The sequence below is a fragment of the Flagellimonas flava genome (genome assembly GCF_050617915.1).
Lineage (GTDB): Bacteria > Bacteroidota > Bacteroidia > Flavobacteriales > Flavobacteriaceae > Flagellimonas > Flagellimonas flava_A.
In genome coordinates this window covers 238,520-259,414 of sequence record NZ_JBODQE010000001.1, presented here as the reverse complement: position 1 = coordinate 259,414, position 20,895 = coordinate 238,520, and the positions used below count along the sequence as shown (strand labels likewise).

Genomic DNA, 20,895 nt, shown 5'->3' with positions numbered 1-20,895 from the left:
CTAATTTCTTATGATATAGTACCCGTCGTCCTCGAATTTTTTCGCGTTAAAGGTAAACAGTGTACTTGACAATGGCTGATTGGTTTTGAAAGAATTAACGGTAATCGTTGTTTTTGTGCTGTTCTTTCCAGTTTGAATAAGCTTGTAGATATGCTTGGTTCCCATGTCCACACCCAAAAGAATGGACGCTATTTCGGTGTTGGAATCGATGGGGGTCAACTTTACATACTGGATTTTTCTTCCGCCCACATTTTGAAGGATATCCCAGGCATAGTTATGTCCAGAGCGGTAGAAGGTCAACATTTTTGATGGGGTAATGTTGTTGTCGTCTTCGGAAATAGCCTCAATGGTCACTTCCTCATTTTCAGGAACAATGGTGTAGACTTTGGAACCATCACTCATCACTTGGGCGCCCAAATAATCCAAAAGATATTTATCACCACTTAAGGTCACATTTCCACTGGATTCCTGCTTTAGGTTGGCCTCAGAATTTTCAAGACCATACTTAAAATCTATATAGATGTTATCGTAGCTTTTGGCTTTGCTATATACCTCATCCAAAAGTCCTTTGGCCTTGGTTTCGTTCTGCGCATGGGCAAAGAAACCCGCGGCAAAAAGCCCGATAAAAAGAAATAGTTTTTTGAACATTGTGCTATTTTGTTTCATTTTCTAAAAGTTGATCTAGGGCCAAAATATCCGGAACCAATACTTGTCTTGCTTTACTTCCTTCAAAAGGACCTACAATTCCTGCGGCTTCCAATTGATCAATGATTCGTCCTGCCCTGTTATATCCTAATTTTAATTTTCGCTGGATCAGTGATGCGGAACCTTGCTGGGCATTTACAATGACTTCTGCCGCTTCCCGGAACATGGCATCCCTGTCCGCTATGTCATAATCAATCCCCGTGCCAGAGTCCTCACCTACATATTCTGGCAGTAAATGGGCATCCGGATAGGCGCGTTGCGAGCCAATATATTCCGTGATTTTGGCTACCTCAGGGGTATCCACAAAAGCACACTGGAGTCGGGTCACATCGTTACCTTGGGTAAAGAGCATATCCCCACGTCCAATTAATTGATCGGCTCCTTGGGTGTCCAAAATGGTTCTGGAGTCTATTTTGGAAGTCACCCTAAAGGCAATCCGCGCAGGGAAGTTGGCTTTGATGATTCCGGTAATCACATTTACGGAGGGTCTTTGGGTGGCTATGATCAAATGAATCCCAATAGCCCTGGCCAACTGGGCCAAACGCGCAATGGGCGTCTCCACTTCCTTGCCTGCAGTCATAATCAGATCGGCAAACTCATCGATGATCAAAACAATATAAGGTAAAAACTTATGACCGTCGTTGGGATTCAGCTTGCGGGCCTTGAATTTGACATTATATTCTTTAATGTTCCGCACCATGGCCGTTTTCAACAACTCGTAGCGGTTGTCCATTTCAATACAAAGGGAATTCAGGGTATTGATCACCTTGGTATTATCCGTGATAATGGCGTCCTCTGAATCTGGAAGTTTAGCCAGGAAATGTCTTTCAATTTTGTTGTACAGGGTCAGTTCCACTTTCTTGGGATCCACCAGTACAAACTTGATTTCCGCTGGATGTTTTTTGTACAAAAGGGAAGTGATCACCGCGTTCAATCCTACGGATTTACCCTGTCCAGTGGCACCTGCCATGAGCATATGGGGCATTTTCGCCAAATCCACAACAAAAGTTTCATTGCTGATGGTTTTTCCAAAGGCAATGGGCAATTCCATTTCCGCCTTTTGGAATTTGTTGGAGGCAATTACAGAGCGCATGGATACCACGGAGGCATTTTTATTGGGCACCTCGATACCAATGGTTCCTTTTCCGGGAATAGGGGCAATGATCCTTATCCCAAGCGCGGCCAAAGACAGAGCTATGTCGTCCTCCAAGTTTTTGATTTTGGAAATTCGGATTCCCGCCTCGGGCACAATTTCGTAAAGCGTCACCGTGGGGCCTATAGTGGCCTTGATCTGGGCAATCCCAATCTTATAGTTTTTAAGCGTGCTAACGATTCGGTTCTTGTTCTCCTCAAGTTCTTCCTGGTTGATTGTGATTCCTGAAGAAGCTCCATGGGGTTCCAAGAGATCTAGGATGGGGAATTTGTAATTGCCCAGTTCCAGTTTTGGGTCGAACTCCCCAAAATCCTTTACCAATTTTTCCGCTTTGATGTCCTTTTCTTCCTTCTCCTCTTTTACCGTTTCGACTTTTAGGGCAATGTCTGATTCCTCTTCCTGGGGCAGGTTCACATCAAGACCTGCTTCTGGATTTAAAGGTGGAATATCTTTTTTATGGGTATAGGTATCCACCAAAACAGGCTCTTCCTCCGTGCTTAGCTCGATGCTGTTATCCTCGGTGTCCAAAATTTTTGGTACCGAATCTTTCTTTTTAAAGTCAGTTTTAAGGTTTTGCCGTTGGTTTCTAAAGAAGTTACCTATGCCCTCGGGACTAAAATTGAACAAGCGAACCAATATGACCATCAAGACAAAAATCAAAATCAGGAACACTCCAATTTTGCCCACATAATCCTGAAGGAAATCATTCATTTCATAGCCAATAAGTCCACCCAACAGGGGTTGCTCCATAGCGAAAAATCCAAGGGCAATGGATACCCAGATGACACCGATCAACCCCCAAATCCATTTGCCTACCAGTCCTTTGTTGTCCAGTCCCAAAAAGAGATAGAGTCCAGTAACTGCCAGCAACAACGGAAATACAAAGGAGGCCAAACCAAAGCCTTTGTACATGAAAAAATGACTTACTGCAGCCCCAAATTTGTTAAGCAAATTATTGGCTTCCGCGTTGCGATCCCTAAACTCGGTAAGTAAACTTTGATCCTCCTGCCAAGTAAAGTAATAAGACATAAAGGAGAAGAACAGGGCAATACTGAGTACAATGAGCAAACTGCCCAAAATGATCTTATTCTGTTTGGACGGTTTTAAGGATAATTTTCTTTTGGCGGATTTAGGTTTGGATTTTGTCCTCTTCTTGGCCATGCAATTGATTAATAACGGGGCTAATTTACAAATTTACGATGCTTACCGTGGAAACAGATGTTGCTAAACCAATTTTGGCACATAAATAACAAGTCCCACGATACATGCTATGATGGATACTATCATAACGGCTCCTGCAGAGATATCTTTTATAAAACCAATTTTTGGGTCATCTTCGGGTTGAATATAGTCCGATATTTTCTCTACGGCAGTATTCAAGCCTTCAATTCCCATGACCATTCCAATGGAAATCAATTGGGCCATCCATTCCCCAGATGAAATTTCAAAATAAAAACCCGCTGCAGTCATGAGCAGGGCTATCACAAATTGGATTTTGATACTAGCCTCTGTCCGCAATAGCAAGAACAGCCCTTTAAAGGCGTAACCTACACTCTTGATCCTGTTGATGAAGAAGGACTCCTTAGGCATCCATTAAGGCTTCTAGCGCCGCTTTGTAATTAGGTTCATCCCCGGTTTCCTGTACCTGTTCGGTATAAATAACCTTTCCTTCCTCGTTCAGAACCACAACACATCTGGAAAGTAGGCTTTCAAAAGCAGAGTCTGCAAATGCTAAGCCATAATCCTGACCAAAGGAACCTGTTTTATAATCAGAAAGCATCTCCACATTTTCAATGCCTTCGGCCCCACAAAACCTGTTTTGGGCAAAAGGTAAATCTTTAGAAATACAGAGCACTTTCACACCGCTAAGTTCTGCAGCTTCTTCATTGAACTGTCTTACGGATTGGGCGCAAGTGCCTGTATCCACGCTTGGGAAAATATTTAAAACCACTTTGCTTCCTTGAAAGTCCGAAAGTGTTTTGGTGGACATATCCGATTTGGTAAGCGTAAAAGCGGGTGCTTGTGTGTTTACTTCGGGAAGGTTTCCAACTGTATTGGCGGGGTTTCCACCTAGTGTTATTGATGCCATATGAAAAGTTTTAAGAAGGGTGAAATTACTAAATAATCCAAAGTCCGTGGCAAAAAAGAAAGCCCATTGAAAAAGTTTTTCCAATGGGCCTGTCATATTTTGGGATGTTCCTTCCTTTTTACGGAAAAGAACAGGTCAATTCCAGAGTTTTGTTTCTTCTTTAAGGGACTAATTGGCGTGCTTGGATAGGTATTCGGCCACACCGCTTCTGTCGGCATTCATAGCTTCTTTACCGCTGTTCCAATTGGCAGGGCAAACCTCTCCTTTTTCCTGTACATGCGTATAGGCATCTATCAGCCTGATGAACTCATCAATGTTTCTGCCAAGCGGCATGTGGTTCACACTTTCGTGAAAGATGGTTCCTTCTTCATCAATCAAATAAGTGGCTCTATAGGTTACATTATCTCCTTCCACAGTGAAAACTTTGGTTTCCTCATCGTATTTTTCGTCTGTAATGTCTAAAATGCCCAAGGTAGAGGCCAAGTTTCGATTACTGTCCGCCAATAGGGGATAGGTGACACCTTCAATACCTCCATTTTTCTTTTCGGTGTTCAACCAAGCAAAGTGAACCTCCGCCGTATCGCAGGAAGCACCAATTACAATGGTATTTCTTTTTTCAAACTCCTCCACGGCATTTTGGAAGGCGTGCAACTCTGTTGGACAAACGAAAGTAAAATCCTTGGGGTACCAGAAAAGCACCACTTTCTTGTTTGATTCTTGAGCTTTTTTAAGAATGTTCAGCTTTGTAGTAATGCCGGATTTGTCAATGGCATTGACTTCTAGATTTGGAAATTTTTTGCCAACTAATGTCATAATTTATGTGCTTTTTTGTGCGTCAACAAATTTAGCTCTTGCTCGTTAAAACTGGTTCATTTTTGAATCCTAATTTGCTGACAAAAACACATATTTCCATTTGTGTAAAAAAGGAGAAAAATTATTGAGGGAACCAAAAAAATGAAGTGAATAAAAAAATGAACTAACAATGTCGAGACCATATTTCTGATTATTTTTTAAACGTGTTAACGTTGAAGCAAGGAGAAGCCAAACCTATGGTGCATTTTGGTGATGTTGACTTTTATGCCCACGCGTTTCGGCAACCATTTCTGTTACAAAAAACTCGATTTTATATCCACTTAGTTCATTCCCCATTATTTTCTTGTAATTTGATTCGGAGTTGGCAATTTTCAAATTACGGCAATGGAACGGTATGCATGACTTTACCAAATGCACAATGGTTAACCACTAAAAAACAAACTTCATATGCATAATCATCAAAAAAGGACTAATGGGAAAAGTCTGGTTTTAAAATTGTTTAAGGCTTCCCTAGTTATCATGATTTTGGGTTGTATTGTTTCCTGTAAAAAGGAGTTTTCTGGACCTATTACAGAACAAATCACCTTGAACAACATAACCATCCCTGAAGGTTTTAAAATAGAGAAGCTATATAGCCCTGGTGCCCATGAGCAAGGATCTTGGGTGAGCATAACCAAAGATGACAAAGGACGTTTGTATGCTTCGGACCAATTCGGAACTATTTATAGCGTGACTTTGCCTGATACAGCTAACAAATTGGATAGCGTTGTTGTTAAAAAGATTGATATCAAATTAGGGATGGCGCAAGGTTTGCTCTGGCATGAAAACACATTGTATGCCTTGGTAAATGCCAGCAACGAAAACGACTTGGGCATACAAAGTGGTTTTTACAAAATTACCGATGCAAATAGTGATGATGAGTTTGACACCGTTAAAATGCTTCGGACCTTTAATGGTTGGGGAGAACATGGTCCACACAACATTACTTTGGCACCGGACGGACAATCCCTGTTTATGGTTTTAGGAAACCATACCGATATTCCGGAAGATATCGGAAGTGTTATACCCAGGAACTGGGGAGAAGATAATTTATTGCCAGTTATCAAAGACCCCAGTGGTCATGCCAATGATGTAAAAGCCCCAGGTGGTTGGGTGGTTAAAACTGATTTTGAAGGTAGGGATTGGACACTTTTAAATGTAGGGCTCAGAAATACTTATGATATCGCTTTTAATCCTGATGGGGAACTATTTGGGTTCGATTCTGATATGGAATACGATATGGGAATGCCTTGGTATAGACCTATTAGACTGTGCCATTTAACCAGCGGGGGAGATTTTGGTTGGCGTACTGGAACAGGTAAGTTTGATGCTGAATTCCCGGATAACTTACCGAGTATTGCAAATTTGGGACAGGGATCTCCAACAGGACTTTTGGAAGGTGAAGGCTTGAAATTCCCCGAGTATTATCAGAATGGATTTTATCTTTTTGATTGGAGTTATGGTACCATGTATTTTGCCAGTCTGACCCCCAAAGGAAGTAGCTATACGGCTGAGGTTACTGAGTTTATTTCAGGGGTGCCCTTGCCGTTGACCAATGGAATAGTGGGAAATGATGGTGCCATGTATTTCTTGACAGGAGGAAGGCGCTTGGAGTCTGCTTTATATAAACTAACCTATACAGGTGCCTTGAATAATGAAGTTAAGATACCAGTTCCAAACGAATTAGGTAAAAACGAAAGAAGTCTTAGAAAAAAAATTGAGAGCTTTCAAAGCATTAAAAGTCCAGATCAGATAGATTTTCTGGTTGAAAATTTAGATCATGAGGACAGATATATTCGATTTTCGTCTAGAGTAGCATTGGAAAATCAAGATGTTGCTATTTGGAAACATAAAATAGTTGAAGATGAAAGTGTTTTGAGAAAAACCGCCCTGGCGATTGCCATTGGCCATCAAGGGGAGGACAATGATAGAGTAGAAGCATTAAAAGCTTTAATGAAGTTGGATTGGGCAGATTTAAACTCAATAGAAAAAATAGATTTTTTAAGAGCCATAGAGCTGTTGATCATCAGAAGCAATCAAAGCCTTGATGCATCGTTACAAAGGGCCATTGCCACCAAACTTTTACCGTATCACTTAAAAGAATCGGAACATCTTAATAAGGAAATAACCAAGTTGCTGAGTTACTTGGATTCTTCCGAAATTTTGGAGGCTACCATTTATAAAATGGAGAACGACACCATTACGTCCAATTTAAAATCTAATTATTTGTCGGGGGATATTACCAAAAGAAGTGATCAGTATGGTAAAGACGTGGAAAACATGCTTAAAAATATGCCCAATCAGCAAAACATCAGTTATGCCAAAAGCTTAAGTGAAGTAAAATCTGGTTGGACAAAAGCCTTGAGGGAGCGGTATTTTAGATGGTATAATCGAGCGTTAAAAAAGTCTGGGGGAAAACAGTATGCTAATTTTATTAAGGCCATTCAACGTAAAGCCTTAGTGAATGTTCCGGATGAAGAAAGAGCGTATTTCGAGTCCTTGTCCAGTGAATCCATGAATCAACAAGTAGATTTGATGAAAGATGTTAGAATGCCAGATGGTCCTGGAAAAAACTATACCGTTGCTCTGGTTGAGAAAGCATTTAATGAAAATAAAAAGGATGCCAACTTTGCCAACGGAGCAAATTTTTATAGATCATCAATGTGCGTTTTATGCCATAGTATAAAAGGTGTTGGAGGCAATTCAGGGCCAGAGTTGACACAAATAGGAACACGTTTTTCAATTAAAGACATTGCAGAAGCTATTGTCAATCCTTCACAAACGGTTTCAGACAGATATCGAAACACCATTTATCACCTAAACAATGGAAATACCATTAGAGGAAGGGCAGTGGAAGAAAGGGACGACGAGATAATCGTAAGCATAAATGCCTTCTCTCCTGATATGACAAGTACAATCAAAAGAGCTGATATAGATACAGTTGAAGAGTCTTCGCAATCTGCAATGCCAGCTGGTTTAATTAATAGTTTAAACGAGAAGGAATTAAGTGATCTATTGGCGTTTCTGGTCGCAGGAGGAGACGAGAACAATAAAATTTACAACTAGTGTTCTTAACCACATGAGTGATTAAGACATTTGAGTTGTCAATTGTTTTATTTCGCGGTAAGTTGCTTGATTTTGATTTTAAAGGCTGCAAACAGTAAGGTCATGAACGGACTCAGCCAATTAAAAACGGCAAAGGCGAAATAATCTATGACAGGGACTCCCAAAACGCCACTGTGATAGGCACCGCAGGTATTCCATGGTACAAGAACAGAAGTTACCGTCCCTGAATCTTCCAATGTTCTACTTAGGTTTTCTGGTGCTAGCCCACGTTCCTCGTAGGCTTTGGCGAACATTTTCCCGGGAACCACTAGAGCTAGATATTGATCAGACGCTGTTACATTTAGCGCAAGACAACTCCCAACCGTACTGGCAAACAAGCCAAAAGTGGTCTTGGCCATATTTAAAAGGGACTTGGTAATTCGCTGAAGCGCTCCAATACCGTCCATGATTCCACCAAAAACCATAGCGCAGACAATCAACCAAATGGTGCCGAGCATTCCAGCCATTCCCTTTGATTTAAATAGCTTGCTATATTTTTCAGGGGCTTCCAATTGGGTTTCTACCGTAATGGCATTGAGTACCCCCTTGTACCCAGATTCGAATGAAAGCCCATTTCCGCCTCCTAGGGAACTCACAATACCCGGCTGAAAAATAAGGGCAAAAACCCCGCCGAGCAAGGTTCCGATCAAGAGCGCTACCAAAGGAGGCGTTTTCTTTATGATCAAAAAGATGACAACAATAGGAACTATGAACAGCCATCCGTTTATATTAAATCGTTCCCCGATGATTCCAAGAATTTCGGAAGCGTCTGTTGGCCCAGTGGATTCTATGGAAAAGCCAATTATGATGAAGATCAACAAGGTTACCGATATGGTAGGAATTGTGGTAAGTGCCATATATCGAATATGCGAAAAAAGCTCACCTCCTGCCATTACCGGTGCCAGATTGGTGGTATCACTCAAGGGCGACATTTTATCTCCGAAATAGGCGCCAGAAAGCACAGCCCCTGCCGTCATACCCAATGAAATGCCCAACACATCCCCAATACCAATAAGCGCGATACCAACGGTTGCTGCCGTAGTCCAACTACTTCCGGTGGCAATGGAGATAATGGCGCAAATAACTACACAGGCAGCAAGGAAAATTGTCGGATTCAGAATGTAAAGACCGTAGTAGATCATTGCGGGGATAATTCCGCTAATCAACCAAGTACCTGCCAATGCCCCCACCATCAATAGGATTAATAAGGCTCCTGTGGTGGATCTCACATTTTCGGCAACTTCGGCCAACATTTGTTTGTAGGAAACTTTGTTTCTAAAACCAACAATGGCAGCGACGGCTCCACCAAGCAAGAGAATAAACTGATTGGATCCCTCAATGGCACTATCACCAAAAACAAAAACGTTATATGCCAACATGGCCACCAAGGCGAAAACTGGAATCAGCGCTTCCCAAATGTTGAGTTCTTTATTTTCTACAATGTTTTCTGCTTCTCTAAACTTGGGTTTTTGGGCTTTTTCCGCCATGTAGTCTGGTTTTGTTAACGAGTAATATTACAACATTGCATCCTGTTCTGCAAACCATGAGGTTAAGCAGCTTTTAAACAAGCACTTTACCTGTCTGCAAAACTCCTAGCCGCTCCATGCATGCACGCATGGTCAAATAGGTTTTGTGAATATCGTTGTCCAAACCAATAGAGAGGCGAATCAATCCTTGGGATAATCCCAATGCCTCCTGTTCCTCCAAAGGAATTTCGGAAGAAGTAGAAGTGCCCGGAGCACTGAAAAGCGTTTTGTAAAACCCGAGACTCACGGCCAGGTACCCTAATTTTTCACGCTGCATCAATTCCATCAAAGCATTGGCCATGTCCAAAGAACCAACATCCAAAGTCAGCAATCCGCCATACCCAAATTCAGGATTGAACTGGGAGGTCATGGTTTGATGTCCGGAATGTGATTTTAAGCCTGGATACACCACCGTCAATCCGTCCTTTTCAAATTGTTGGGCAAGATATAGGGCATTTTCACTGTGCTTTTTGATTCTGATATGAAGCGTTCGCATGTTTTTAAGAACTGATGCCGCCCGGAGACTGTCCATAGTACTTCCCAAGAGCATCCCAGCCCCGTCATTGACATCCTTCAAACTCAAACAAAAATCCTTGGAAGCACATACGGCACCCGCCACACAGTCGCTACTTCCATTGATGAATTTTGTGAGGCTATGTACAACAATATCAGCGCCCAATTTGGCAGCACTGATGGACAGCGGTGAGAATGTGTTGTCCACCACCAATGGGATTCCGTGCTGTTTGGACAAAGTAGAAAGTCCAGGAAGATCTGCAACCTCAAGCAACGGATTGCTGACCGCTTCGCAATAGATCATTTTGGTCTTCGAGGTTATGGCCCCTTCAACCGAATCCAATTTGGTGATGTCTACAAAAGAGGTGGTTATATTGAACTTCTTTAAGAAGTTCTTCAATAGGGCATAGGTGCCCCCATAAATGGTTCTACTGCAAACAATGTGATCTCCTGCATTGCACAATTGTAAGATAACGGCGCTGATAGCTCCCATCCCACTGGCATACACATTGGCCGACTCGGTACCTTCCAATTGGGCCATAGCTTCGCCCAAATATAGATTGGATGGAGAGGAGTGTCTACTGTAAAGGTAACAACCTTCGGTATTGCCCTCGAAGGTGTCGAACATCGTCTTGGCCGATAAAAAGGTATAGGTGGATGAATCGGAAATGGAAGGGTTTACCCCACCAAATTCCCCAAAATACTGTAGGTCTTGAATCTTGTCTGAAGCTTTGTATTTCATTAGGTAAGTTTTGCGGTAAAAGTACCTATGTATGGATAAAAAATCAATGTACATTAATAATTTTAGAACATGGTTCTATTTTTATGTGTATTAAAGAATATTAATCATTATATTTCGTTATAATTTAAGATTTACGGAAAAAAGGTCGGTATGGAATTGGATGAAATTGATAAAAAACTAGTACAACTCCTTCAAGAGGATAGTAAAAAGACCACCAAGCAATATGCAGATAGCCTAAACTTGTCCAAAACAGCTGTTTATGAACGTATTCGAAGGCTGGAACGGCAAGGAGTGGTTACAGGTTATGTGGCCCTTGTGGATAAATCCAAGATCCAGCGAAACTTCACCGTGCTTTGCCATATTAGATTGGCCCAACATATCAAAGAGAACGTACTTCGATTTGAAAGGGAAGTTTTAAAACTCCAGGAAGTTTCAGAGTGTTTTCATGTCAGTGGGGATTATGATTACATTCTAAAGATTCATGTGGAAAATATGGAAAAGTACCGTGAATTTATGGTGACCAAACTTACCGCTATCAGTAATATTGGAAGTACCCAAAGCTCTTTTGTAATCAACGAAGTGAAGCATAGTACAGCGATTCCTATTTAGGAAAGTTTAACGTAAATCGATGTTAAAGTGGATTCCCATTTCCCGGGATATTCCTAATTTTTTGGTCAAATCAAGAAACGAACCACAATCAAAAAACATCTTTTTACTCATGAATTCGCGTACACGGGTTTTTCTCACGGTGCTTTCCACGGTCGTAGGAGGGTTCTCCCTCATACTTTATACGACCATCTCACATAACATTTTATTTAAAGGCTTAAGTTTTTGCACGTCTTCGCTTCAAGAATTATTTTTTGGAAGCACGGCCTTTTTTCTTTCTGCGGTAATCGCTGGATTTATTTCGACTTTAATTGTCGTCAAGGATAATTTCTTACCCTTATTTTTAATTTCACTTTTCATTATTGGAGAGTTCCTTGTACTTACATCCAGCGGGCACTGGCATGGCCCAGTTTGGTTTGAAACCGGGCTATATCTTTCCCATATTGGTGGTCTTTGGATTGGGTGCTATGGTGCCGTTAAATTCCCCTTGGCCCCAATGTAGAATTTTTCTAAAGTGACTTTATGTAGGAGGCCATTTTTTCCCGGGTTTCCCTATTTGGGATTCGGCCCAGACCAGCTCCCATATTGTCTATCATATGATGCGGTTTGGAGGTTCCCGGAATAACACAGCCTACATGGGGATTGGACAGAATGAACTTTAAAAAGAACTGCCCCCAACTGTGAATATCCCATTCTTTTGCCCACCCTGGGAGATTTTTCCCTCGCACGGCTCCAAACAAGGAACCCCCACCATAAGGTTGGTTGATTAGGGTAGCTACTTCATACTTATGGGCTGTTTGGAAAAGGGATTTTTCCGCATGTCTCGCAATAATGGAGTAGTTGAATTGGACAAAGTCTGGACGCTCTGCCGCAATGATACGCTCTAGGGATTCGTGGGAAGAGTCAACATAATGGGTAATACCCCAATAATGAATCTTTCCCTGAGCCTTCCAATCTTTCAGCGTTTTTACATGTGTTTTCCAATCCACAAGATTGTGTATCTGCATCAAATCCATAGTGTTGACCCCCATCTTTTTGAACGAGGTAACCATTTGTCGAATTCCAGCCTGTTTTCCGGAAGTCCAAACCTTGGTAGCATAGAACAACTGCTTTTGGAAATCAAGTTGCCCAGCTAGATCACCCACCACTTTTTCCGAGCTTCCGTACATCGGGGAAGAATCGATTACCGAGCCTCCAAAACCATGCAGTTGGGTCAATACCTCGGTTAATAATTTGCGTTTCTCAACGGAGTTGCCCACGTCAAAAGTCTGCCAGGTGCCCAAACCAACAACGGGTAGCGCTTCACCAGATTTGGGAATGGGTCGCGTAAGGACTTTGTCCTTAGGATTAAAAAAAGCATAGGAGGGTTGGAGCGAAAGTCCCAATCCAGCCAACAATGACAATTTCAAGCTGTCTCTTCTGCTATACATGTTCTTCATACATCTTCTTTTTTAAAGTTAAGTCATTCTCCCTAACAAGCTGCATTTTACCCAATCGGAAGCCGACCAGGCTCCAGATAAATGAAAGGGGAATGGTTACCAGGGCTATGAACCCAAGACCCCATCCAAGGGCCGCCACTCCGGCAAAGAGCCACCCTACTAGGGCATCTCCACCGCGATAGATGGCGGTGTCTATAAAGTTTTTGGATTTATATTTTTCCTCAAAGTCGGTTACCGTGAACAAAATTTCACGCCCTGGTCTTAGCAGCATAAAATTACCGGCACGATGAAGGACCATGAGCAATGCGATTATGGTCAACGTAGGGTTTTGACCCAAAAAAATCAATCCCAGCCCTACCAACAGGGGAACGGAAGCCAAAACTATGGATAAGCCAATCTTTCTAATGATTTTGGCGGTTAGAAAGAACTGCCCAAAGATGGCTATGGCATTGATGGTGAAATCCAAGCGCGAAAAATAGTCAAGACGGTCAGCACTTGATAAAAGCTCCTTTTCCACAATATGGGCTTGCTCAAAATACAATACGGTGGATATGGAGGTGTAGAGCAAAACAAAGCCAACTATGCCCAATAGGTAAGGTGACTTTGCCATGTGACGTATACCTTCAAAAAGCTGGGAAAGGTTTGGCTTAGGTGTATTTGTCTTAACGCCACCCTTGGTTTTAAGGGGCTGAAGTTTTAGAATGAAGTGAATGCAGCAGACCGCCATCAACAAAAAAAATGCTGAAACCAATAATAGGATTCCGATGGAAAAATTACTCCCAACTACATTGGCGATTACCGGCCCCACCAGCGCGCCCAAACTTCCTCCAGAGGCAATAACACCAAAAAAACGTTTGGAAGACACGCTGTCAAATACATCGGCCATAAAGCTCCAGAAGAGGGAAACAACAAACAAATTGAAAACGCTGAGCCAAATAAAAAAGGCTGCAGCCATTCCTCTTGAGGGGCCAAATAGGGTAAATAGGAAATAGAAAACCAAAATATTGACAATGCAGAATCCATAGGAATACATCAACACCTTGCTGATGGAAAATCTGCTCACTACCCATCCAAAAACTGGAACGACCATCAGCATGGCCACAAAGGTTCCCGTAAATAACCATTGCATGTTTACAACCCCGTTTAGGATACCCATTTCATCCCGAATGGGACGGAGGATAAAATAACCACAGAGTAAACAGAAAAAGTAAATGGCAGATAATGCCACAAGCCGTTTTTCCCGAAGCCTAGGCGAATTGCCTTTGTGCAATTTGTAAGATCTAAATAAGTGGTTCATTCAGTATTCCAATTGAAATACCAAGATGTGAACGCTATGGGGATTAAGCTATGTGATTGATAAATGTGTGTGACGGATTTATAAATCCTTAAGGAGAAACCTGTTCCTTTTGAAATTTTGTTGGAGTGGAGCCCGTAACTTTTTTGAAAGCGGTATTGAAGGCCGAAAGGGTGTTAAATCCGCAATCATAAGCGATGCTGGCTATTTTGGTATGCCTGTAATCGGGATGGACAAGTCTATTTTTAACAGCCTCCACTCTATAGGAGTTGAGGAAATCGGGAAATCCCATTCCAATTACCTTGTTGACCACATGGGAAACCAAATAAGGCTGCATATTGGCCGCTTTGGCCACCTTGGCCATGGTACAATCAGGATCAAGGTATATTTTTTTGGATGCCATGGTTTTTTGGAGTCTCTCGGCCATTGCACTTAGTTCCTCTGCCGACAATTTAGCGGCTCCATTTTTTTGGGCAGTTACATGCTGAAGGATTGATGGGTTTTTGAACAACACAAATGCCAGGAAATAAATGAAAGGTAAATACAGCAAGGGGCCTAATAGGTAAGGGGTAATCCCCAGAATATAATTGGAAAAATAAAGAAACTGAAGGGTAACGGTGCCCAATATCAAAGTGGTTAGCCAAATTTTGGCTGCTTTGGTAGGTTGGACGCATAATGTTTTTTTTCTAATAAATATGCCCAGTAGAACCAAACCGCCCAGCGCATAGATCATTTGATGAAACAACAAGGCCGTGTAACCACCAATATACCAAAACCCGTCTCTGGTTAAAAGGTTGATAAAAAGCAATAGGAAAACCCCTGGAGCAAAATGGATCCAATTCCAATGGGACCATTTTTTTTGGAAAAGGAAGTGCCAGACATATAATAGGAGTGCTGGGCCAGTAAGCGCGTGGGCTGCAAACCCTAAATTGATAAACCAGATAGGACTGGTATCCAGATAGACCCAGAGTATGGATTTGGTCAATCTTATGGTGATGGCAAAAAAGAAAAGGGAGAGCAACAGGTTCCTAAAATCCCATTTGCGTTCCAACAAACTATAAATGGAAAGAAACAGGCTTTGTGCGGCACCTATTCCTGCCACAAATAGCTCAACTTCTTTTTGTAATCTAAGCGTACGCATAAAACAAAAACCCTTGAATTTAAACAATTTCAGTGGCGTTGATACACCCTTTAACAGAACATTGTCAGAATACTAACATGAGCTAAATCAAATAGCAAAAAGAAAAGGCATTTCAAAGAAACATTGTTATTTTTGTACTCATTATCAAAACAAAACAAAATCCCTAATAAATAGATATGAATCAATACGATGTGGCCGTTATTGGCTCTGGACCTGGAGGCTATGTGGCGGCAATTCGCTGCGCCCAATTAGGAATGAAAACTGCAATTGTTGAGAAATACGCCACCTTGGGCGGAACCTGTCTCAATGTGGGCTGTATTCCCTCCAAGGCCCTATTGGATTCGTCCCATCATTACGAAGATGCTGTCAAACATTTTAAGGAGCACGGTATTGATATCCCGGGTGAAGTAAAGGTAAACATTGAGCAAATGATCGCCCGTAAGCAAGGTGTGGTTGACCAAACCACTAAAGGCATTCAATTTTTGATGGATAAAAACAAAATCGATGTATATCAGGGAGTAGGGAGTTTTAAGGATGCTACCCACGTCAACATTGATTCAGAAGATGGCAAAACCGAGACCATTGAGGCTAAGAACACCATTATAGCAACAGGGTCCAAACCATCTACTTTGCCCTTTATTAAGTTGGATAAGGAGCGAATCATTACTTCCACGGAAGCTCTTGAGCTAAAAGAGGTTCCAAAACACATGATTGTGATTGGTGGGGGTGTTATTGGATTGGAATTGGGACAAGTATATAAGCGTTTGGGTGCTGAGGTAACTGTGGTGGAATTCATGGATAGAATCATTCCAGGCATGGATGGCGGACTTTCCAAAGAGCTTATGAGGTCCTTGAAAAAGCAAAAGATGAAATTCCATTTGTCGCACAAGGTGAAATCCGTGGAACGCAAAGGAGATGAAGTGATCGTGAAAGCAGATGACAAGAAAGGACAGGAGGTTACTTTTACTGGGGATTACTGTCTGGTCTCTGTAGGAAGAAGACCTTATACGGATGGACTTAATGCTGAAGCCGCTGGGGTAAAATTGGATGACCGTGGTAGGGTAGAGGTCAATGAACACCTACAAACCAATGTGTCCAACATCTATGCTATTGGCGACGTGGTGCGTGGTGCCATGTTGGCCCACAAGGCTGAGGAGGAAGGAACTTTGGTTGCCGAATATTTGGCAGGTCAAAAGCCACATATCAATTACAACTTGATTCCAGGCGTGGTCTATACCTGGCCAGAAGTAGCTGCGGTAGGACAAACGGAAGAGCAACTCAAGGAAGCTGGGGTTGACTATAAAGTTGGTCAATTTCCTATGCGGGCATTGGGAAGAGCCAGAGCGAGTATGGACATTGACGGATTTGTAAAAATCCTAGCGGATAAAACCACCGATGAAGTTCTTGGCGTACACATGATCGGAGCGCGCTGCGCAGACCTCATTACCGAAGGAGTTACTGCGATGGAATTCAGGGCATCTGCGGAGGATATGGCACGAATGAGCCATGCACATCCTACCTATGCCGAAGCGGTCAAGGAAGCTGCCTTGGCGGCCACGGAAAACAGACCGATCCATATTTAATTTAATGGTATTCTGGAGCTAACAGTGCTGAAACTGTAACAGAATTGCATGTAACTTATCTTTTAGGAGCAGCCCTTTGGGCTGAAGTTGGATTGTTAATTTAATTTCAGATAAGATGCTTTTAAAAAGAATAAGTTTGGTTATGATGGCCATATGGCTATCTAAAGGGATTGGTCAGGAGTTGCCGGTACCCTTGAATTTTGAGGTGAAAAACGGATTAGCGGTCATTTCTGCCTCCTTACATCTACCTGAAAATCAGGATGGCCAAGTACCCGTGGTGATTGTGGTGCCAGGATCGGATAGAGGAACCCGTGATTACTTTTTGCCCTTTGTTCCTGCAATCAATAGCATTGGGTACGGCGTTCTGTTGTATGACAAGCAAGGTGTGGGGAAATCCACTGGAAGCTTCATCCAGGTTTCCAGCACCAACAGTAAAAAGACCATCGCGGAACGAGCTAAAATTGTAGCAAGTTTGATCAAATATCTTCAAGGACTGCATTCGGTTTCCGCTGACCAAATTGGACTGTTGTCCTCAAGCCAAGGAACATGGGTGGCTTCCGAAGTGTATAAAACCCATGGGAATGTGGCCTTTCTAATGAATTATAGCGGTGGAGTGGCCTCGGTAGGGGCATCGGATTACTACGATGAGCAAATGGACGATGCTAGTATGACGATTGAGAATGGTAATAAATTGGTCAACAGTTTTAAGGGCTATCATGGTTTTGATCCCATAAAGACAATAAAGCGTATGGATATTCCTGTTCTCTGGATGTACGGCGCATTGGATAGAAGCCATCCGGGATTATTTGATTTGGAGACCTTAAATAAGATGGGCAAAGAAAACTTTCGATTGGAACTACTGGATAACACTACACACGAATTGATTGATGTGACAACCAATGATATAAGCCAGGAAATGGTTTCCAGATCCATGGCCTGGATGTCCTCCATAAAAAGGGGATTTTAGCAGTTACTGCCGGATTCTGGAAAAACGTCTCCAGGCCGCTTTTGCCCGAAGCGAAAGATCACGGGCTATTGGAGACAAAATAAGCTTGAGCTCCCCAGCTTTCAATTTTGAGTAATCCAGAGCCAAGGTAAAATGTTCCTTAATTTCTGATTCGCGTTTGTTGTAAAGCAGCGCTAGGTAAGTACACACTACCATAAAAACCAATGCTCCTGAAATTACCACCGAAGGACTCAAGCTGTACTTGAAAAAACGGTAAAGCCCCATTCCCGTAAAACTTCCATAAAGGATGATGAAGTGAATTACATAAATGGAAAGGGTGCTGGCCCCAATTTTCAAAATGGTAGGGTTGGTCAGGAATTTTCGGATGATCATGAAAACAGCGAAGACCAGAAAGACATCTCCCAATCGAATAAAGAGGTAATTGTTGGATTGAATCATATGGAACAATTCAATTCCGGTAAGGCGGAATAACGATACAAATCCAGAGGAAGAGTAAAAAATCAATGCTGATCCAACTACGGCCGTCACGGAAATGGCAACAGGATATAGGTACTTAAAATCCTTGAACTTTGTAAACAGCACCGCCAAAAAACCACCTACGGTGGCATAGCCCAACCACGGGATTATGGTAAATACGGAACCATTGGCCTTGGTAAAATAGTTGGCCAACATTTCCGGCAAAAAGCCAAAAGACCACTGTTTGTAAACAGGCTCAAATAGAAATAAAACCAAAGTTATTCCCAACAATAATGCTGGGAAAACGAAAGCTTTTCTTCTGACAGCAAAGAGATAGACTCCTATTACGGCCAAAATGGAAAGACCAATACAATGCAGTACATCCACCAGGTAAAAGGAACCATAGATATGTCCACTTAACAATCCAACAAAATTGGTGCGGAGCAAATAGCCAATGAGCAATAATTGCAAACCACGGCGTATGCCTTTTTTTACCCTGGGATTATCAAACCCTTTTTGGGGAACCCTGATGAGCAGGTATGTAAAGATAAATCCAGATACCGTAAAGAATACGGGTGCAGTAATTCCACGGAAATAAAGCCAGGTTTTGAACACCATGTTTTCCCTGTCCCTGAAAACGGGATCTAAGAGGCCATCAATAAAGTGTCCTTGGAGCATCATCAAAATGGCCCAGGCCCTCATGGCATCAATAAAAAATAATCTGGTGGACTTGGAATTCATTGGCAAACAATTATCCTATATACTTGCTTAACAGCAAGTTTGGATGTTTAACGCGTCAAAATTAGACAAAATACTCGCATGGAATAGCCTTTTGCGGTATTTTAGCCAAACAAACAAAGTTTTTTCCCTATGGCTTCAATTTTGGCGTTTGCCGGAAGTAATTCTTCCACCTCGGTCAATTTTAAATTGGTTCAGCATACCACAACTATGATTGAAGGGCATCAGGTTCAATTGTTAGACATGACCAGATATCCATTCCCCATGTTTAGTGAGGATGAGGAGAAACAAAAAGGGTATTCCAATTCTTTAGTGGAACTCAAGAACGATATCCAACAAGCAAATGGGCTGATTCTTTCCGTAAATGAACACAATAGCAATCCCTCTGCCTACTTTAAGAATGTATTGGATTGGCTATCCCGGTTGGAGCGTAAATTCTTGGACAACACCAAGGTTCTCTTGATGTCGGCCTCTCCTGGTGGACGCGGAGGCATTGGCGCTTTGGGGGTCACCGAAGCCCTACTGCCCAGATTTGGCGCTGAGATTGTAAGTACCTTCTCGTTGCCTGCATTCCATCAGAATTTTGGGCAGGGTGGAATAGTGGATGCCGAATTGAAGCAAGCGCATCAAAAAGCACTGACCCAATTTCTGGATTCACTTAAGTAAAATCTTTTGCGAAAGCAACGCTCTTTTTCTGTTTCCTCCCCTGAAAATTTCAAAAGCGGGCTATTGGAATGGTCTAAATCCTTTAATAAAGTGGTTTGGCTGGACAGTAATAATCATGAGGATACATACGGGAAATACGATGCAATTCTGGCAATTTCTGAACAGACCGATGAGTCTATCAAATCACTCCAAAACACCGATGAAGTATCAGATTTCATCGACAAAGAGAAGGATTGGTTGTTTGGTTATTTTTCATACGACCTAAAAAACCAATGGGAAGATCTTGATTCCAGCAATTTTGATGGGCTGGGATTTCCAGTCCTCCATTTCTTCAGGCCTGAAAAAATTCTGACTTTAAAAGACGATCAAGTTCAGTTGTTGTATCTGAATAGTCTCTCCTCGGAGATGGAATCAGATTATATCGAAATACAGCGATTGTCACAAAATAGAACTACTCCTGAGCTCCATCAATCTGTTCGAATAAAACTGCGCATCCATAAGGATGCCTATTTTGAAAAGGCCAACAGATTTTTGGAACACATACATCGAGGAGATATCTACGAGGCCAACTTTTGCCAAGAATTTTATGCGGAGGAAACGGAAATAGATCCATGGGAAACCTATAGGAATTTGAATCAAATTTCATCACCTCCCTTTGCGGCCTTTTTAAAGTTGGACGATAAATATCTGCTATGTGCTTCCCCAGAACGTTACTTGCGCAGGGAAGGGGAGAAGGTGATATCCCAGCCCATAAAAGGTACGGCACCAAGAGGCGCGAATCAAAAGGAAGACCGAGAACTGAAAAAGCAATTGCAGCAAGACCCTAAGGAGCGGGCGGAGAATATCATGATAACCGATTTGGTGCGGAATGATTTGTCAAAAAGCGCATTAAAGGGCAGTGTGAAGGTAGAGGAATTATGTGGGGTTTATGCTTTTAAGCAGGTGCATCAGATGATTTCGACCATAACTGCCAAAGTGCCCAAAGAGTTGAATTCCATGAAATTGATTAAGGACACCTTTCCGATGGGAAGTATGACGGGTGCCCCGAAAGTTTCTGCCATGAAAATCATTGAGGAACAGGAAGAGACCAAGCGGGGATTGTATAGCGGAGCTGTGGGCTATTTTGATCCCAATGGGGATTTTGACTTCAATGTGGTTATCCGCAGTATTCTCTATAACCAAACCTCTAAATATGTTTCATTTTCCGTCGGGAGTGCTATCACCTCCAAATCGGATGTGGAAAAAGAATACCAAGAATGTCTGTTAAAGGCCAAGGCCATGCGCAGCGTACTGGAAGGAAGCTGAGGTTTATTGCTACTT

General features: G+C 42.2%; 18 protein-coding genes. 7 read left to right on the top strand and 11 right to left on the bottom strand.

Annotated features, from left to right (window positions below; translation table 11 throughout):
• The 5 genes from ACRHOZ_RS01120 to ACRHOZ_RS01100 all read right to left on the bottom strand — a co-directional run bounded on the left by ACRHOZ_RS01120 (nucleotide 1) and on the right by ACRHOZ_RS01100 (nucleotide 4,760).
• Complete coding sequence (locus tag ACRHOZ_RS01120) at nucleotides 1–648, bottom strand: LolA family protein (RefSeq protein WP_431121425.1); 648 nt, start codon at nucleotides 646–648, stop codon at nucleotides 1–3.
• A gap of 4 nt (nucleotides 649–652) precedes the next feature.
• The gene (locus ACRHOZ_RS01115; protein ID WP_431121423.1) at nucleotides 653–3,019 is read right to left on the bottom strand and encodes a DNA translocase FtsK; all 2,367 of its coding nucleotides are present in this window, start codon (nucleotides 3,017–3,019) and stop codon (nucleotides 653–655) included.
• A gap of 63 nt (nucleotides 3,020–3,082) precedes the next feature.
• Nucleotides 3,083–3,448 (bottom strand): diacylglycerol kinase, encoded by a 366-nt coding sequence (locus ACRHOZ_RS01110; protein WP_420399888.1) that lies wholly within the window; start codon nucleotides 3,446–3,448, stop codon nucleotides 3,083–3,085.
• Entirely contained in the window at nucleotides 3,441–3,947 is a 507-nt protein-coding gene (gene tpx / locus ACRHOZ_RS01105; RefSeq protein ID WP_431121420.1) for a thiol peroxidase, read from the bottom strand. The genes ACRHOZ_RS01110 and tpx overlap by 8 nt, the downstream gene beginning before the upstream one ends.
• Before the next feature lie 168 nt (nucleotides 3,948–4,115).
• On the bottom strand, nucleotides 4,116–4,760 hold the full coding sequence (locus tag ACRHOZ_RS01100; RefSeq protein ID WP_431121418.1) for a peroxiredoxin: 645 nt from the start codon (nucleotides 4,758–4,760) through the stop codon (nucleotides 4,116–4,118).
• A gap of 447 nt (nucleotides 4,761–5,207) precedes the next feature.
• On the opposite strand from ACRHOZ_RS01100, the gene ACRHOZ_RS01095 reads away from it, so the two are divergent.
• Nucleotides 5,208–7,865, top strand: coding sequence for a c-type cytochrome (locus tag ACRHOZ_RS01095; RefSeq protein ID WP_431121416.1), 2,658 nt, complete (start codon nucleotides 5,208–5,210; stop codon nucleotides 7,863–7,865).
• 47 nt (nucleotides 7,866–7,912) lie between these two features.
• Here the strand turns inward: ACRHOZ_RS01095 and nhaC are convergent, their stop codons facing one another.
• Both nhaC and ACRHOZ_RS01085 read right to left on the bottom strand, forming a co-directional pair.
• The gene (nhaC, locus tag ACRHOZ_RS01090; RefSeq protein ID WP_431121414.1) at nucleotides 7,913–9,391 is read right to left on the bottom strand and encodes a Na+/H+ antiporter NhaC; all 1,479 of its coding nucleotides are present in this window, start codon (nucleotides 9,389–9,391) and stop codon (nucleotides 7,913–7,915) included.
• Nucleotides 9,392–9,464: 73 nt separating this feature from the next.
• Nucleotides 9,465–10,685, bottom strand: a complete 1,221-nt coding sequence (locus ACRHOZ_RS01085) for an aminotransferase class I/II-fold pyridoxal phosphate-dependent enzyme (protein WP_431121412.1) — start codon at nucleotides 10,683–10,685, stop codon at nucleotides 9,465–9,467.
• Between the two features lie 150 nt (nucleotides 10,686–10,835).
• On the opposite strand from ACRHOZ_RS01085, the gene ACRHOZ_RS01080 reads away from it, so the two are divergent.
• Entirely contained in the window at nucleotides 10,836–11,294 is a 459-nt protein-coding gene (locus ACRHOZ_RS01080) for an Lrp/AsnC family transcriptional regulator (protein ID WP_431121410.1), read from the top strand.
• 109 nt (nucleotides 11,295–11,403) lie between these two features.
• The gene (locus tag ACRHOZ_RS01075) at nucleotides 11,404–11,793 is read left to right on the top strand and encodes a hypothetical protein (protein ID WP_431121408.1); all 390 of its coding nucleotides are present in this window, start codon (nucleotides 11,404–11,406) and stop codon (nucleotides 11,791–11,793) included.
• A 7-nt stretch (nucleotides 11,794–11,800) separates the two neighbouring features.
• Here ACRHOZ_RS01075 and ACRHOZ_RS01070 read toward each other — a convergent pair whose 3' ends face one another.
• The 3 genes from ACRHOZ_RS01070 to ACRHOZ_RS01060 form a co-directional block, all read right to left on the bottom strand.
• Nucleotides 11,801–12,730, bottom strand: coding sequence for an aldo/keto reductase (locus tag ACRHOZ_RS01070; protein WP_431121406.1), 930 nt, complete (start codon nucleotides 12,728–12,730; stop codon nucleotides 11,801–11,803).
• Nucleotides 12,714–14,027: an NTP/NDP exchange transporter gene (locus ACRHOZ_RS01065; RefSeq protein WP_431121404.1), complete on the bottom strand. Its 1,314-nt coding sequence runs from the start codon at nucleotides 14,025–14,027 to the stop codon at nucleotides 12,714–12,716. Before ACRHOZ_RS01065 ends, ACRHOZ_RS01070 begins: the two co-directional genes overlap by 17 nt.
• Nucleotides 14,028–14,115: 88 nt before the next feature.
• Nucleotides 14,116–15,165, bottom strand: a complete 1,050-nt coding sequence (locus ACRHOZ_RS01060; RefSeq protein ID WP_431121402.1) for a helix-turn-helix domain-containing protein — start codon at nucleotides 15,163–15,165, stop codon at nucleotides 14,116–14,118.
• A 176-nt stretch (nucleotides 15,166–15,341) separates the two neighbouring features.
• Here ACRHOZ_RS01060 and lpdA point away from each other — a divergent pair, with 176 nt between their 5' ends.
• Together lpdA and ACRHOZ_RS01050 are read left to right on the top strand one after the other, a co-directional pair.
• Complete coding sequence (lpdA, locus tag ACRHOZ_RS01055) at nucleotides 15,342–16,748, top strand: dihydrolipoyl dehydrogenase (protein WP_431121400.1); 1,407 nt, start codon at nucleotides 15,342–15,344, stop codon at nucleotides 16,746–16,748.
• A gap of 115 nt (nucleotides 16,749–16,863) precedes the next feature.
• A complete protein-coding gene (locus ACRHOZ_RS01050; RefSeq protein ID WP_431121398.1) occupies nucleotides 16,864–17,715 on the top strand; it encodes an alpha/beta hydrolase family protein in 852 nt (283 codons plus the stop codon).
• Between the two features lie 3 nt (nucleotides 17,716–17,718).
• Here ACRHOZ_RS01050 and ACRHOZ_RS01045 read toward each other — a convergent pair whose 3' ends face one another.
• The gene (locus ACRHOZ_RS01045; RefSeq protein WP_431121396.1) at nucleotides 17,719–18,912 is read right to left on the bottom strand and encodes a heparan-alpha-glucosaminide N-acetyltransferase domain-containing protein; all 1,194 of its coding nucleotides are present in this window, start codon (nucleotides 18,910–18,912) and stop codon (nucleotides 17,719–17,721) included.
• Between the two features lie 129 nt (nucleotides 18,913–19,041).
• Here ACRHOZ_RS01045 and ACRHOZ_RS01040 point away from each other — a divergent pair, with 129 nt between their 5' ends.
• The gene (locus ACRHOZ_RS01040) at nucleotides 19,042–19,575 is read left to right on the top strand and encodes an NADPH-dependent FMN reductase (RefSeq protein ID WP_431121394.1); all 534 of its coding nucleotides are present in this window, start codon (nucleotides 19,042–19,044) and stop codon (nucleotides 19,573–19,575) included.
• Nucleotides 19,576–19,581: 6 nt separating this feature from the next.
• Entirely contained in the window at nucleotides 19,582–20,880 is a 1,299-nt protein-coding gene (locus tag ACRHOZ_RS01035) for an anthranilate synthase component I family protein (protein ID WP_431121393.1), read from the top strand.
• Nucleotides 20,881–20,895: the final 15 nt, after the last annotated feature.

Coding starts and splice junctions, on each gene's coding strand:
- ACRHOZ_RS01120 (WP_431121425.1), bottom strand. CDS start 648: ATGTTCAAAAAACTATTTCTTTTTATCGGGCTTTTTGCCGCGGGTTTC.
- ACRHOZ_RS01115 (WP_431121423.1), bottom strand. CDS start 3,019: ATGGCCAAGAAGAGGACAAAATCCAAACCTAAATCCGCCAAAAGAAAA.
- ACRHOZ_RS01110 (WP_420399888.1), bottom strand. CDS start 3,448: ATGCCTAAGGAGTCCTTCTTCATCAACAGGATCAAGAGTGTAGGTTAC.
- tpx (WP_431121420.1), bottom strand. CDS start 3,947: ATGGCATCAATAACACTAGGTGGAAACCCCGCCAATACAGTTGGAAAC.
- ACRHOZ_RS01100 (WP_431121418.1), bottom strand. CDS start 4,760: ATGACATTAGTTGGCAAAAAATTTCCAAATCTAGAAGTCAATGCCATT.
- ACRHOZ_RS01095 (WP_431121416.1), top strand. CDS start 5,208: ATGCATAATCATCAAAAAAGGACTAATGGGAAAAGTCTGGTTTTAAAA.
- nhaC (WP_431121414.1), bottom strand. CDS start 9,391: ATGGCGGAAAAAGCCCAAAAACCCAAGTTTAGAGAAGCAGAAAACATT.
- ACRHOZ_RS01085 (WP_431121412.1), bottom strand. CDS start 10,685: ATGAAATACAAAGCTTCAGACAAGATTCAAGACCTACAGTATTTTGGG.
- ACRHOZ_RS01080 (WP_431121410.1), top strand. CDS start 10,836: ATGGAATTGGATGAAATTGATAAAAAACTAGTACAACTCCTTCAAGAG.
- ACRHOZ_RS01075 (WP_431121408.1), top strand. CDS start 11,404: ATGAATTCGCGTACACGGGTTTTTCTCACGGTGCTTTCCACGGTCGTA.
- ACRHOZ_RS01070 (WP_431121406.1), bottom strand. CDS start 12,730: ATGAAGAACATGTATAGCAGAAGAGACAGCTTGAAATTGTCATTGTTG.
- ACRHOZ_RS01065 (WP_431121404.1), bottom strand. CDS start 14,027: ATGAACCACTTATTTAGATCTTACAAATTGCACAAAGGCAATTCGCCT.
- ACRHOZ_RS01060 (WP_431121402.1), bottom strand. CDS start 15,165: ATGCGTACGCTTAGATTACAAAAAGAAGTTGAGCTATTTGTGGCAGGA.
- lpdA (WP_431121400.1), top strand. CDS start 15,342: ATGAATCAATACGATGTGGCCGTTATTGGCTCTGGACCTGGAGGCTAT.
- ACRHOZ_RS01050 (WP_431121398.1), top strand. CDS start 16,864: ATGCTTTTAAAAAGAATAAGTTTGGTTATGATGGCCATATGGCTATCT.
- ACRHOZ_RS01045 (WP_431121396.1), bottom strand. CDS start 18,912: ATGAATTCCAAGTCCACCAGATTATTTTTTATTGATGCCATGAGGGCC.
- ACRHOZ_RS01040 (WP_431121394.1), top strand. CDS start 19,042: ATGGCTTCAATTTTGGCGTTTGCCGGAAGTAATTCTTCCACCTCGGTC.